13 protein-coding genes are annotated in these 14132 nt (G+C 32.4%); all 13 read left to right on the top strand.

Annotation, left to right across the window (positions count from 1 at the left end; all coding sequences use genetic code 11):
- Positions 1–3 precede the first annotated feature (3 nt).
- The 13 genes from DWV06_RS08545 to DWV06_RS08485 all read left to right on the top strand — a co-directional run bounded on the left by DWV06_RS08545 (position 4) and on the right by DWV06_RS08485 (position 14120).
- Positions 4–756 carry a phosphotransferase gene (locus DWV06_RS08545; RefSeq protein ID WP_115481767.1) on the top strand — a complete coding sequence of 251 codons (753 nt, stop codon included), beginning with the start codon at positions 4–6 and terminating at the stop codon, positions 754–756.
- Between the two features lie 162 nt (positions 757–918).
- The gene (bioF, locus tag DWV06_RS08540; protein WP_115481766.1) at positions 919–2826 is read left to right on the top strand and encodes an 8-amino-7-oxononanoate synthase; all 1908 of its coding nucleotides are present in this window, start codon (positions 919–921) and stop codon (positions 2824–2826) included.
- Positions 2827–2850: 24 nt separating this feature from the next.
- On the top strand, positions 2851–3534 hold the full coding sequence (gene bioD / locus DWV06_RS08535; protein WP_115481765.1) for a dethiobiotin synthase: 684 nt from the start codon (positions 2851–2853) through the stop codon (positions 3532–3534).
- A 15-nt stretch (positions 3535–3549) separates the two neighbouring features.
- Positions 3550–4893 carry an adenosylmethionine--8-amino-7-oxononanoate transaminase gene (gene bioA / locus DWV06_RS08530; protein WP_115481764.1) on the top strand — a complete coding sequence of 448 codons (1344 nt, stop codon included), beginning with the start codon at positions 3550–3552 and terminating at the stop codon, positions 4891–4893.
- A 27-nt stretch (positions 4894–4920) separates the two neighbouring features.
- Complete coding sequence (locus DWV06_RS08525; RefSeq protein WP_115481763.1) at positions 4921–6090, top strand: iron-containing alcohol dehydrogenase; 1170 nt, start codon at positions 4921–4923, stop codon at positions 6088–6090.
- Positions 6091–6227: 137 nt separating this feature from the next.
- Positions 6228–6902, top strand: a complete 675-nt coding sequence (locus DWV06_RS08520) for a flavodoxin family protein (RefSeq protein WP_115481762.1) — start codon at positions 6228–6230, stop codon at positions 6900–6902.
- 166 nt (positions 6903–7068) lie between these two features.
- A complete protein-coding gene (locus tag DWV06_RS08515; protein ID WP_115481761.1) occupies positions 7069–8418 on the top strand; it encodes an NCS2 family permease in 1350 nt (449 codons plus the stop codon).
- Between the two features lie 151 nt (positions 8419–8569).
- Complete coding sequence (locus DWV06_RS08510; RefSeq protein ID WP_115481760.1) at positions 8570–9130, top strand: PH domain-containing protein; 561 nt, start codon at positions 8570–8572, stop codon at positions 9128–9130.
- A complete protein-coding gene (locus DWV06_RS08505; RefSeq protein ID WP_115481759.1) occupies positions 9088–10554 on the top strand; it encodes a PH domain-containing protein in 1467 nt (488 codons plus the stop codon). The genes DWV06_RS08510 and DWV06_RS08505 overlap by 43 nt, the downstream gene beginning before the upstream one ends.
- A 61-nt stretch (positions 10555–10615) precedes the next feature.
- On the top strand, positions 10616–11440 hold the full coding sequence (locus DWV06_RS08500) for a MerR family transcriptional regulator (RefSeq protein ID WP_115481758.1): 825 nt from the start codon (positions 10616–10618) through the stop codon (positions 11438–11440).
- A 126-nt stretch (positions 11441–11566) separates the two neighbouring features.
- On the top strand, positions 11567–12856 hold the full coding sequence (locus DWV06_RS08495; RefSeq protein ID WP_115481757.1) for a hypothetical protein: 1290 nt from the start codon (positions 11567–11569) through the stop codon (positions 12854–12856).
- Positions 12857–12930: 74 nt separating this feature from the next.
- Entirely contained in the window at positions 12931–13437 is a 507-nt protein-coding gene (locus DWV06_RS08490; protein ID WP_235828925.1) for an RNA polymerase sigma factor, read from the top strand.
- Between the two features lie 2 nt (positions 13438–13439).
- Positions 13440–14120, top strand: a complete 681-nt coding sequence (locus DWV06_RS08485) for a hypothetical protein (protein WP_115481756.1) — start codon at positions 13440–13442, stop codon at positions 14118–14120.
- Positions 14121–14132: the final 12 nt, after the last annotated feature.

Raw genomic sequence — 14132 nt, 5'->3', positions numbered from 1 at the left:
TTAATGAATTTGGATCGAATTATTGCAGTTAGAACAGGGAAAACAGTTTACAGGGATGAAGATAAAGTAATTAAGTTATTTGATAATGATTATTCAAAAGCTGATATTCTTAATGAAGCATTAAATCAGGCACGGATCGAAGAAACTGGTTTAAATATACCTAAGATACTGGGTGTTACTATGTATGAAAATAAATGGGCAATAATTTCGGAATATATTGAAGGAAAAACACTTGCTCAGTTAATGCAGGAAAATCCCAATAAATATGATGAGTATTTAGAGATGTTCGTTGAATTGCAGATTCAGGTCCATAACAAAAAGGCTCCTTTGTTAAATAAACTTAAAGATAAAATGAACCGTAAGATTTCAGAAGCTAAACTGGATTCTGACAACCGCTTTGAATTGCATAGCAGACTTGAAGGAATGCCTAAGCATGATAAAGTATGCCACGGTGATTTCAACCCCACCAATATAATACTGGGAGAAGATAATGTTGCTTACATTATCGATTGGTCTCATGCAACACAGGGTAATGCATCAGCTGATGTTGCAAGAACTTATTTGCTTTTTTGCCTGTCAGGAGAAAAAGAAGTTGCAGACAAATATCTTGAATTGTTCTGTAAGAAGAGTGGTACAGCAAAGCAGTATATCCAGAAGTGGCTTCCAGTCGTAGCAGCTTCGCAGTCAGTAAAAAGTAAACCAGAGGAAAGAGATTTTTTACTTTCATGGATGGATGTGAAGGAATACGAAGGGTAAAAAATTAATTTAAAGTTTATTGAATTAACATAATTTAGTGAAATTATAAATATATATTAAGAGTAAATTATATAAGATTCAATTGTTAACCTGTTAAAAAGAAAGGTTGACAATTGAATCTTCTTTTTTTATAATGTATAGAATAAAAAGGGGTGTGTTTAAATGTTATATAGTATAAAAATGAGGGCAAGTAAAAAAGATGGAGAGTTTAATAAACATATATCTGGTGCAGAAAGAATTATTATGGATGAGCAAATAATAGACTGTTCGAAACAATTAATAAGCAGGGCAATGAAACATTCTAAAGGGAAACCGGATTATATAAATTTAAAAATGGAAGAAGTGAGGGAAGAGAAAATTATCAGACTTGAATCATTGAAAGTGAGGACAGTTGAAACAGACAGTTATGAAGATGGAAGGCAAAAAGTTTTAGAACTGCTTGAGCTTCTTGGAATTTCAAAAGGAAAAGAAATTTTGAAAATATTTGACAAGGTAGATACGCTTAGAGGAGCAGTAATTTTGGATATCAATACATTAGAAAGATTAGAGCCGGATAAAGAAAGAGGAATAAGAGCTACCAATATGGACTCCGGAGTACAATTCTTATCTAATGCGATTCAAAAAAATCATTACAAAGAGGCAATTGTGTTAGCTACTAAGGTTGCCAATGCTCCTAATATAATTGGGGAGATTTGTGTTTCGGATGATCCGGATTATGTTACAGGTTATGTAGCTTCTCAACAATTTGGTTATGTCAGAATTACGAATATGAAAAAAGCCGGTTCAGATAAAGGCGGCAGGATTTTTCTCTATGATGGTGATAAAGATGAGATATATAAAACAATTAACTTTTTAGAAAAACAATATGTTTTAGTAGATAATATTGTAGAATTGAAAGACAGTCGAAAGGAGTCGGTAGATAAGAAGTGGCAAGAAATTGATAATGAGTTGGAACAACTGAAAGATTGTAATCTATATAGAAAAATGAAAACAATAAGTTCTGCACAAAATAAATATATTTCCTTAAATAATCAAGATATGTTAATGCTATCTTCAAATAGTTATCTGGACTTGGCAAATGAAAAAGCGATTAATGAATATGCAAAAAAAATATTAGAACAATATGGAACCGGTTCAGGGGGATCTAGACTAACCACAGGGAATACAAAGATTCATGAAAAACTTGAGCAGGTATTATCAGATTTTTTGGGTACAGAAGCAGCATTGGTTTTTAACAGTGGTTATATAGCTAATCTTGCTACGATTTCTACATTATGTTCAAGTGAAGATATTATATTTAGTGATGAACTTAATCATGCAAGTATTATAGATGGATGCAGACTTAGTAAAGCTGAATTAGTAATCTATAAACATAATGATATGAGGGATTTAGAGGAGAAAGTAAAACAGTATATAGGCAAAAAAGGAATGATTGTCAGCGACGCAGTTTTTAGTATGGGTGGAGATATTGTTCATTTACCGGAGCTTTTAAGGATTGCGGATCAATACGGATTATTTTCTATGGTGGATGAAGCACATACCTTAGGCGTTATTGGGAAAACCGGTAGAGGCGTTGTAGAATATTATGGATTGAATCAAAAGCCTGATATATTAATGGGTACATTAAGTAAAGCCATAGGAAGTGAAGGTGGATTTGTTTGTGGAAATCAAATGTTGATTGAATATTTGAAAAATAAGGCAAGAGGGTTTATTTATACAACAGCGTTATCTCCGGTAACGATAGCTGCATCTATTAAAGCAGTTGAGATTATAAAAAAAGATCCAAAAAGAGTCCGCAGATTACAAGAAAATATTACTTTTTTTGAAAAGTGTTTAAAGAAGAAGGGAATTGAAGTAGAAGCGAAAAGTGCTATCGTTCCCGTTGTTATAGGAAATGAGGAAAAAGCAATGGAGATATCAGAAAAGTTGTTAAAAATGGGATATTTTATTTCGGCTATTCGGTATCCAACGGTAAAGAAAGGGGAAGCAATCCTAAGAATTACAATTATGTCTTCCCATACATATTGGGAATTGGAGAATGTTGCAAATAAAATAGCATCCTTACTTTAAAACAGAAAGATGAGGTGAACCGGTATGAGTAAAAATTTATTTATAACAGGAACTGGTACTGAGGTAGGCAAGACTTATATAACAGGATTAATAACAAAAAGACTTAAGGATGCTGGAAAAAATGCAGGATATTACAAAGCTGCAGTTAGTGGTAATCGGCGGGATTTGGACAATAGATTGATACCTGGTGATGCATTGGCTGTCCGTTCTATGTCAGGGCTTCAAGAAGAGGTGGAAAATATGGTCTCGTATGTTTATGAAGCAGAAGTTTCCCCCCATCTTGCTGCAAAAATAGAAGGGAATCCGGTCTGTATGGAAGTCGTAAAAAGAGACTTTCAAAAAAATAGTAGTAAGTATGATTATCTTACTTTAGAAGGTAGTGGAGGAATTGTTTGTCCGATAAGATATGATGAAAGATCATTATGGTTGGTAGATATTATTCATGAATTTGAAACTCCGTGTCTGATAGTTGCAGATGCAGGGCTGGGAACGATTAATAGTGTTGTTTTGACTGTAGAGTATATGCGTAGTAAAAACATTGAAATAAAAGGAATAATATTTAATAATTATCATCCGAGGAATATTATGGAAGAAGACAACATAAAAATGATTGAGGAAGTGACGGGAATTGATGTGATTTCTAAAGTGCAGCGGGGAGATCGGGAATTGAAAATAGAACTTGATAAACTAATTGCTTTATATAAATGAAGGGAAAGAAAAAGTATGGATTTAGTGGCAAAAGATTTAAAATTTATATGGCATCCTTGTTCACAGATGAAAGATTATGAAGAGTTAAAACCTATCTTAATAGATCATGGAAAAGGTATTTATTTATATGATAAGGACGGAAAAGAATATATTGATATCGTAAGTTCCTGGTGGTGTAATTTGCTAGGTCATTGTAATCCGAAGATAAACGAACGGATTAAAGAACAAATTGATAAATTAGAACATGTTATATTTGCAAATCTAACCCATGAACCGGCGATAGAGTTATGTGAAGAATTGTTAAAGATAATACCGAAAGGGCTCACAAAATTTAACTTTTCAGATAATGGTTCAGCATCTATTGAGTGTGCATTAAAAATGAGTTTTCAATATCAGTATCAAACAGGTTTTCCAAAAAAAATAAAGTTTATGTGTCTTTCAGAAGGTTATCATGGAGAGACCATAGGAGCTTTATCAGTGGGTAGTTTAGATTTATATGCTAAATTGTATCAGCCAATGTTAATGGATTCCATTCGAATTGAGGCGCCGGACTGCTATCGATGTAAATATGGAAAATGTAGAGATAGTTGTAATGCGGAGTGTTTTGAAATGGCGGAGAAAGCTTTTGAAGAACATGCAGAGGAGACTTGCGCGATCATTGTGGAGCCTTTGTTGCAGGCATGTGCAGGAATGCGGATATATCCTCCGGTCTATTTGAAAAAGTTGAGAGAAATCTGTGATAAGTTTAACGTTTTATTAATAGCAGATGAAATCGCAACAGGGTTTGGACGGACAGGCAAAATGTTTGCTTTTGAACATGCAGAAGTAAGCCCGGATATTATGTGTATTTCTAAAGGTCTTACAGGCGGCTATATGCCGATGGCAATTACCATAACAACAGATCAAATTTATAATGCTTTTTATGATGATTATAGTAAAGGGAAAGCATTTATGCATAGCCATACATATAGTGGGAACCCCTTAGGTTGTTCTGCAGCTCTTGCAGTACAAAAAGTCTTACGTGAGGATAATATTCTTCAAAATGTGAAGCTACGCGGTTTTTATCTGCATGAGAGATTAAAAGAAGCATTAATAGAACATCCTAATGTAGGTGAAATTAGAAACATTGGACTTATCAATGCAATCGAATTGACTCCGGATAAGAAAACGAAAACAGAGTTTGACTCTTCATTAAGAATTGGATATCAAATATATAAAAGTGCATTAAAAAAAGGTTTGATATTGCGTCCCTTGGGGAATGTATTGTATTTTAATCCGCCACTTATAATAAATACAGAGCAAATTGATAAAGCTATTAAAATATGTAAAGAATCTATCAATGAAATATTAACGTGCTAAATTAAAGAAACGGATTGGAGGTATTATATGGAATTTGATTATTTTATACCAACGAAAATTTTGTTTGGCCGAGGTAAATTAGATCAATTATATAAGGAAAAAATGCCCGGTAAAAAAGCTCTGATAGTCATCTCGGCAGGGAAATCCACCAGGGCGAACGGCTATTTACAAAAGGTAGAAGAGCAGATGCATAAAGCTGGTGTAGAGACATTTGTGTTTGATAAAATTCTATCAAATCCAATTAATGGACATGTTATGGAAGGGGCAGTTTTTGCAAGAGAAAAGAAATGTGATTTTGTAGTTGGTCTTGGTGGTGGAAGCAGTATTGATTCTGCGAAAGCGATTGCTGTTATGAGTACCAATGAAGGTGATTTTTGGGACTACATTAGCGGTGGAAGTGGAAAAGGACTGCAGGTAAAGAACGATCCTCTTCCTATTATAGCAATAACTACAACGGCGGGTACAGGAACAGAAGCAGACCCATGGACAGTTATAACCAAAGAGGAAACGAATGAAAAAATAGGATTTGGATACGAAAAAACATTTCCAGTATTGTCTGTTGTGGATCCTGAGTTGATGTTAACAGTACCAGCAGATTTAACAGCTTATCAAGGATTTGACGCTTTATTCCATAGTACAGAAGGTTACATCAATAATACTGCTAATGTGATGAGTGATATTTATAGTTTAAAAGCTATTGAATTGATTTCAAAGAATCTTGCAACAGCAGTTCGAGATGGCAAAAATATTGGTGCAAGAGAGTGTGTTGCATTAGGAAATACATTAGCCGGAATGGTAGAATCGACTTCCGGATGTATATCTGAACATTCAATAGAACATGCAATGAGCGCTTTTCACCCAAACCTTCCACATGGAGCAGGGCTGATTATGATTAGTAAAGCATATTATTCAAATTTTGTAGAGAACCATGCTTGTGATGAAAAATTTATTGAAATGGCAAGAGTCATGGGTAAATCCAATGCAAGTAATCCAATGGAGTTTGTAGAAGCCCTTGTTGAATTGCAAGAAGCATGTGGAGTCAGTGAATTAAAAATGTCTGATTACGGAATAACGAAAGAAGAGTTACCTGATATTGCAAAAAATGCAAGACATACAATGGGGGGACTATTCGAGGTAGATCCATTGCCTGTTAGTGATGAGACTTGTTTGGAAATCTTAAAGCAATCATATCGATAGAATTATAATCCTTTTAAAACTTTTTAGTTTTAGGAGGATTTTCTTTACTTTTAAAGAGATTCGATGATATTATTTAAAAGAAATTATATTGTTTATTATATGTAAAATAGTAAATAATAGGGGAAAGGAAAGAGATTATGAAGATTGTTGTTTTACATGGACAAAGTCATAAAGGTAGTACATATAATATTACCAAAATGCTATTGGATCGATTGGCTGATAGTGCAGAAGAAATCCTAGAATTTCAGACCAATCATTTAAAACCGTGTATCGGGTGCTTTGCCTGCATTGTGAAAGGTGAGGAATTTTGCCCACATAGAACTGAAGTACAACCAATAATAAAAGCGATTGAAAATGCAGATATAATTATTGCAGAATCGCCTAATTATTGTATGGGAATGACAGGACAGTTAAAAATGTTATTTGATCATATGGCATATCGATGGATGGCACATAGACCACATCCGCTTATGAAAAAGAAAATTGGTGTAGCTATTTCTACCACAGCAGGAATGGGAGCAAAAACAGTTACAAAGAGTATAAAACGTCAAATGTTTTGGTGGAGCATTCCCAAAGTATATCAAATTGCAGAACAAGTTGAAGCCATGTCCTGGAATGAGGTAAAACCTATAAAAAAGGAAAAGATAACGGATGAAGTAAATAAAACTGCAGATAAAATATTAAGAAGAGTTGGAACGATCAAACCAGGTTTAAAAGTGGGTTTTATTTTTAAACTTATTCGAAAACAACAAAAAGTGAATAATTGGAACCCTATTGATAAAAAATATTGGGAAGAAAATGAATGGATTTAAGTAATAAAAAAAATTTATTGTTAGTTTTTTAAATTTTAATAGAAATTTTAGATAAATTCCTGTATAATTCATTTGTGGATAAGATAAGGAAATAAATCAAAACATTTCCAGATAATAAAATTAAATCATTCTGTGAGTGAATCAAATTAAATTTAGGAGGAAAGTTATGTTTAAACTTAAGGAAAATGGTACGAATGTATCCACTGAGATTATAGCTGGTTTAACTACATTTTTTGCGATGGCTTATATTATTGTTGTTAATCCTACACTGCTCAGTCAATCGGGAATGGAATGGGGAGCTGTATTTTTAGCTACGATAATTTCTGCAATTATAGGAACCTTAATTATGGGACTCGTTGCAAACGTTCCATATGCACAAGCACCGGGTATGGGGCTTAATGCTTTTTTTGTTTATACGGTGTGTTTACTGTATGGTTTTACTTGGCAGCAGGCATTATCAATGGTATTTATATGCGGTATTCTAAATATTTTAATTACGGTAACCAAAATACGTAAATTTATCATTAAGGCAATACCACACAGCATTCAAAATGCAATTGGCGGTGGTATAGGTATTTATGTAGCATACATTGGTTTGTTAAATATTAAAATGATTAATTTCGAAGCTGGAGTTCCGGGGCTTTCTGTAATAAATAATAAAAATCTTGTATTATTTTTGATAGGTCTTATATTAGTTGTTGTACTTTTGATATGTAAAGTTAGAGGTGCAATTTTAATTAGCATTATTGCTACTACAATTATAGGAATACCTATGGGAATTACGACAATGACAGATTCTGTTAGTTTTATAGATTCGTGTAAGGCGTTGCCTTCGACTTTTGGTATAATATTTACTAAGGAAGGTTTACCTTCTTTGTTAGAAGTAGGTCCTCAAATGCCTTTACTATTAATCACAATTTTCTCATTCAGTATTTCTGATACATTTGATACAATTGGCACTTTTATCGGAACTGGACGCCGTAGTGGTATCTTTACAGAAGAAGACGAAAAACAAATGGATTCTAGTTCAGGATTTAAGTCAAAGATGGACAAGGCATTATTTGCTGATGCGGTTGCGACATCTATCGGTGCAATCGTTGGTACTTCAAATACAACTACTTATGTGGAAAGTGCTGCCGGTATTGGTGCTGGTGGGCGTACCGGTTTGACAAGTGTTGTTGTATCAATATGTTTTGCGTTAAGTGCTTTTTTATCTACTTTTGTCAGTGCGATTCCTGCTGCCGCGACTGCTCCGGCATTGGTTGCAGTTGGTGTTATGATGTTGGCTTCCTTCAAGGAAATCAATTGGTCTGATATCAGTGAAGCTATTCCGGCGTTTTTTGCAGGTATATTTATGGCATTGTGTTATAGTATATCTTATGGTATAGCAGCCGGTTTCATTTTCTATTGTTTAATTAAAGTTTGTAAAAAAGAAATACGAGATATCCATCCGGTCTTATGGGTTTGTACAGCACTATTTATTTTGAATTTTGTATTGCAGGCTTTTATTAATTAAATTAATGTGTTAAGTTAAAAAATACGTTCGATCAATTATGTTGGTCGGACGTTTTTTGGTTGAGGAGTAGTATTTATAGACTTTTCTTTTTTAATAATTTCATTTATAATAAAGATTATTTAAATGATACAAAAATTTGGAGGAATAAAAAATGCAAGATAAGAAATTTTTAAGAGTTGAGAAAAAGGCTATGATTGCATGGCGAATATCACGCTTTATCGGGATAATTATTTTAGCACTTTTTTTATGTGGATTAGCAGTTTTAAATAAAGAATTCAAATTAACTGAGCAGGTAGGCTTTATGAATCCTGAATTATTAGAGTCAATAATCAAAATTGTGGGTATTATTTGGATTGGATATAGCATAATAGGACTGTTTCTTTATCCTTGGATCGAATATTGCCAATGGGGATATCAAATCACAGAAGATAAAGTGGTGATTCACAAAGGAATCTTCTTTTTAACAGAAATTATGATACCCATTGTAAGAATTCAACATATTTCAATGTCACAAGGACCAATATTCAGGGCACTTGGTCTACATAGAATTGAAATTTCAGTAGCAACGTCTAATTTTCATATTGTGGGAATAAAGAAAGAAACAGCAGAAAAAATTGTGGAAAGTCTAAAAGAGAAATTATATAACAGACTAGAAGGAGAAGGGGTTGTATGGAACAAAACAGAAAATTCGGACCAACAAGAGGAAGTATAATTACTATTTTTAATGAATTGTGGAAAATAGCAGCTTCTGTATTGGGTGTTCTTTTTATCAATCTGGTTTCGCAAAATGGAGAAGTTTTACAGGCGACAGTTGTGATTATCATTGGATTTGTTTTCAAACCTATTTCAAAGTTAATTGAATATTTATCTACTATATATACGGTAACAGATAAAAGCTTTTATGTAAAAAAAGGAATTCTAGTTAAGAGAACAATAGAAATACCATTAGAAGTAATAACAACAGTTGATTTTGGACAAAGTTTATTTTATCAAATTTTTAAATGCTACAAAGTCAAAATTGATAATGCCAGTCAGGCTATTACGCAAAAAGATAAGGCAGAAATTGTATTAAGTTTATCAAAAAAAGATGCTTTTTATTTAAAAGAGTTATTAATGGAAGATAGTGTTGATAAACAAAATATAAAGGAAAAAAACGAGAAGGATTCTTTGAATAGCAGTGTAGGCGAGATAATATTGCTTGGCTTATTCTCCTCAAATATTCTTAGTATAATTCAGATCTTAGCAGTTGGAGTTCCTGTTTTAAGTTTTTTTGTAAATCTATTCTCTAGTGAGAGAAAGATTGAGGATTTTTTCGATAGTGCTTTTGAATGGTTCGTGGATGGGAATGGAGTTCGAATAATTTTATTAATTGTAGGAATTATAGTGGCGAATTTTGTCTATGTCATAGTGAATTCATTATTACGATATTATCCATTTCAGGTTCAGATGAATGAAAAAGAAATAAGAGTTGATTATGGCACTTTATCAAAAAAATCTTATACATTTCCAAGAAAAAAGATTTCAGGAATTAAAAGAAAACAAAGTATACTTATGAGAATCTTTGGTTATGAATCACTAGAATTAATGGTGGTAGGTTATGGAGATACAAGTGAAGAGGATAAAGTGAAGGAAGTACCTCTATTAGTACCCATTATTAAAGTGAATAAGACAGAACAGATTTTATCTCAGCTATTTAAAAATTATCAAGAAGAAAAAGAAGAGCTTCATGCAGATAAAAAAGGACTTTTTTATTACTTTCTTACCTTTAGAGTATTTGGGGTAATTATATTAATTATGGCATCCTTATTAATAAAACAGCTGGCTGTTTGCAGAGTAATTTTCTTATTACTTGGTCTCGTTGTAATGATTTCAGTATTTATGGAGTATAAGGCTGCCAGGATTTTTATTAGTAATCATTATATTACAATTGCCTATGGAAGTTTTCGCACTGAAAAGAAGATGATACCTTGGAATAAAGTTGAGGCTGTCAGTGGTTACGGAAGTATCTGGAAACAAAAAGCAGGCTTAATATCCTTACGGTTATCTACAAATGCACCGATATATGAGAGCAGTATAAAAGCAAAGAATTATAATAAAAAAATATTGGGAAAAATCTTAGAAAAAGTTCCTTTTTAAAAATATTTATTGACTATTCCCCAAGGGCCTGGTGTAAAAATAAAGGAGAGGAGGTTTAGTTATGCAGATAAAAGAAGTAGAAAACAAAACGGGTCTAACAAAAAAAGCAATACGATATTACGAAGAAAATGGATTAATAGTTACTGCTAAAAAGGAGAATGGGTATAAAGAATATGAAGAAAAAACAATTGAACGTTTAATAGAGATTAAGCGATTAAGATTACTTGACTTTACGGTTTCTGAAATAAAAGAATACTTTATGGAAGACAATAAAAATAATTTAATCTCAAGTAAAATACATGAACAAGAGGAGAAGCAGCAGAGAGTTTATGCAATCAAGCAGATACTAGAAAAAATGTTAGAAGGTAAGTCAATTGATCATATTGATGTGGAAAAGAATCTTTTGGCAGAAAAGAAAAGGAAGTATCTTTATATAAGAAAGAATAACTTAGCTTTTGGTTTTTTTAATTTAGCAATGTATATTATAATATTAAGTTATTTTTTGGTAAATTGGAATATACAAGAGGTATTTGGCTTAGATATTTCAGGGTTATTTTATTTTGGGTTCAATATTTTAATCTTAATAGTAACGGTAGCTAGTATTTTGAAAAGAGAAAAGAGAAAGAAGCTAGGTCTTGATTTACTTGAACGAAAGTTAAGTGAAATCTTACTTTTTATTGTGTTGGCTGTTTGTTTCTATTTCAATTCTGCTTATATGTTACGAGAAGGTTTTTATAATGCGAAGATGATGTTATTAGAATGGAATGGAGATTGGTTTCAGGTGTTAGGGAATGCAGGAATGGGAATTGTTTTTGCGATATTTTCACTAATGTTAGTTGTTTATAGTTTCCAAGATAGTAATAAAAAATCAGAAGAATTTCTTTAATTTAGATATGTTTAAAGGTTGTAAAAAAAATTTAATTTTTTGCAACCTTTTCTTATGCTCAAAGGTATTACTAATGTAAGCGCTTAAAAAGTAACATTTTAACATTATAAATAGAGGAGTAGAACCATGAAAAAGAAATTAATTTTATTACTATTAGGATTTAGCATAGCAGTAAGTGGCTGCGGGGGAAGTAAAGGAAAAGGGTACCCTGTGCTGGGAGATTCAACAAGAGGTTATGACGGATATGAATATTTATATGATGATGTTTTAACAACAGAATCAGAAGAAAATTCAGAAACAAAAAAAATGGAAAGTAAGGAGTTAGTAGTTTATTTACCCAAAAGTGATTATAATAGTGTAAATAGAACTATGGCTTATTCTGAAAAAATGGGGGTAAGTATCAATCTTATATTAAACCCGACCATGAGACATGAAGAGGAAGATTTTCTTTTAACTGAAAATCTAGAATATTATTTTAATTCTGAATCAGAGTATGAATATGAAAGCGCACAAGAATTGGAAAAAACTGAAGTGAAAGGAAATGATAAAAAGGCAAAAATAGCTGCAACATATTGCAAGTACGATGAGTATGAAGAAAAATATAATGTATATTCAGACACCTATTATATGGTACGTTTGAAAAATAAAATGAAGTTATTAGTAAAAGTTACTGTAAAAGAATCAGAAGTAACAGGAAAAACAGAGGACTTAATTGAGGAATTAGAAAAGTTCTATGGTTTTAACATAGAATGGAACCAAGAGGAAGCACAGGAAAAGTTAGAAAAAATGGAAGGTCAAACGCCATCAGCTTCTTCTAATAATGAAAAGGAAAAAGGCAATAAGGACTCGTCAGAATCAGAAGAAAAAAATACAGAATCAACCAAATCGGAAGAAGAAACGAATTCTAACAGTTTTATGAATTCAGATGATTTTAAACCAGTAGAAGAGGATGATAAAGATACGACTTCATCTTCTGGAAAAAGCGATTCAGCTGAAAAGTACATTAAGTTTGATTTACCGGAAGGTTGGAAAGAAGATGTAAATGATGGAGATGACCTAATACAAACATATGCACCAAATGGAGACTCCAGTTTTGCAGATCAGTATTTTGCAATTAATAAAATGGAAGTTGGACCAACTGATGATGCTTTAGAGTCCGGAATAGAAGAGATGAAGAGAATTGTAGCTGAAGCTCAAAATATTGATAAAAAAGATATAAATGCAACAAAAATGGAAACCAAATGCATGGGGGAGGTATATTATATGGACATTATCAAAAAAGGACAAAATGCTAAGTTTAAGATGTATATAGGAGGCAAAAACGGAAATCTTTATGCTATTGTAGCATGTTCTTCGGGAAATGGGGAAGTATTCAATATTGTAAATGATATATTAGAAAATGGTCAGGTTCAATAAAAAATTAGTGAAAAATCTTCCTTAATAAGGTATTATAAAAGTATTAAGTAATACTTTATGGGGAGGATTGTAAAGTGACTAATAAAAAAAGGTTTATTATGGAACCTGATGAGGTTATTGAAAAATATGCAGATATGGTATATCGGTTAGCAATAGTTGAGTGTAAGAATAGAGTAGATGCAGATGATATTTTTCAAGAAGTTTTTATAAGATTGGTGAAACATTTACATAAGTTGAAAACAGAAGAACATATAAAGGCATGGCTAATTCGAGTTACTCTTAATTGTGCAAAGAAACATTTTACCAGTTATTGGTCAAAAAATGTAACTTCCATAGAAGATGAAAATCAAATAGAAGGAAGCCAGACAGATAAATATGAGATAGAAAAAGAAGATAGTCAGGTGTATAAAGCAGTAAGAGATCTGCCACCCAAATATAAGGAGATTGTACATTTATTCTATTTCGAGGAGTTGTCTATTCTAGAGATAAGTAAGCTTCTAAAGAAAAAAGAGAGTACTGTGAAATCTCAACTTTTTAGAGCGAGGGAGCTGTTAAGGAAGAAGTTGGAAGGAGAGTTTTAGCTTTGAATAAACAATATAAAAAAATATTAGAACAACAACATGCGTCTAAAGAACTAATTAGCAGAACGAAAAATGCAATGTATGAGGTATTAGAAAATCAGGATAATCCCCAAAAGAATAGTAAGAAGAAAAATTTGACATTTCGTTATTTAAGTGTAGCGGCAGCATTTATTTTGATTGTCGGATCAGCTTTTGCGCTTAAATTACCAAATCAAGTACATTTTTATGAAATGGAGTCAGAAGAAAAGATGGATATGAGATTTGGTACTTTAAATCCATTGAAGAGGGAGATAGAGGGAGTAGAGTTTGATGAAATTTGGAATATAGAGATGAATGATATAGAATCGGTTTTAGAGTTAGAAAGGTCAGAGAGTTCTTTTTATATGATTCAATCCATGGTTGGGGAAGTGGAAAAGGGAGAGGGGAGCATTTTATTTAAAAAGAAGGATAAATCTTTAAATCTGGTAGTCTCTTTTGGTAAATCTTTGCTTCCTGAGGAATTAAGAGATAAAAGAAGCCTAACCATAAAAGGGAAGAAAGTTTGGTTTACAAAGAATAAAGAAGGAGACTGCCTTACGGCATATTCTGAGATTGATAACGGCTCATATACTTTGGAAGCAGAGAACTGTAATCAAAATGAATTTGTAAAGGCCGTGAAAGAAGTAATAGAAAAACTGCAATAAAGAAAAGTGGAG

This window comes from Anaerosacchariphilus polymeriproducens, assembly GCF_003363435.1.
Taxonomy (GTDB): Bacteria; Bacillota; Clostridia; order Lachnospirales; family Lachnospiraceae; genus Anaerosacchariphilus; species Anaerosacchariphilus polymeriproducens.
Note: the sequence above shows the minus strand (reverse complement) of the source record. Positions and strands in the feature narration are given on the sequence as shown.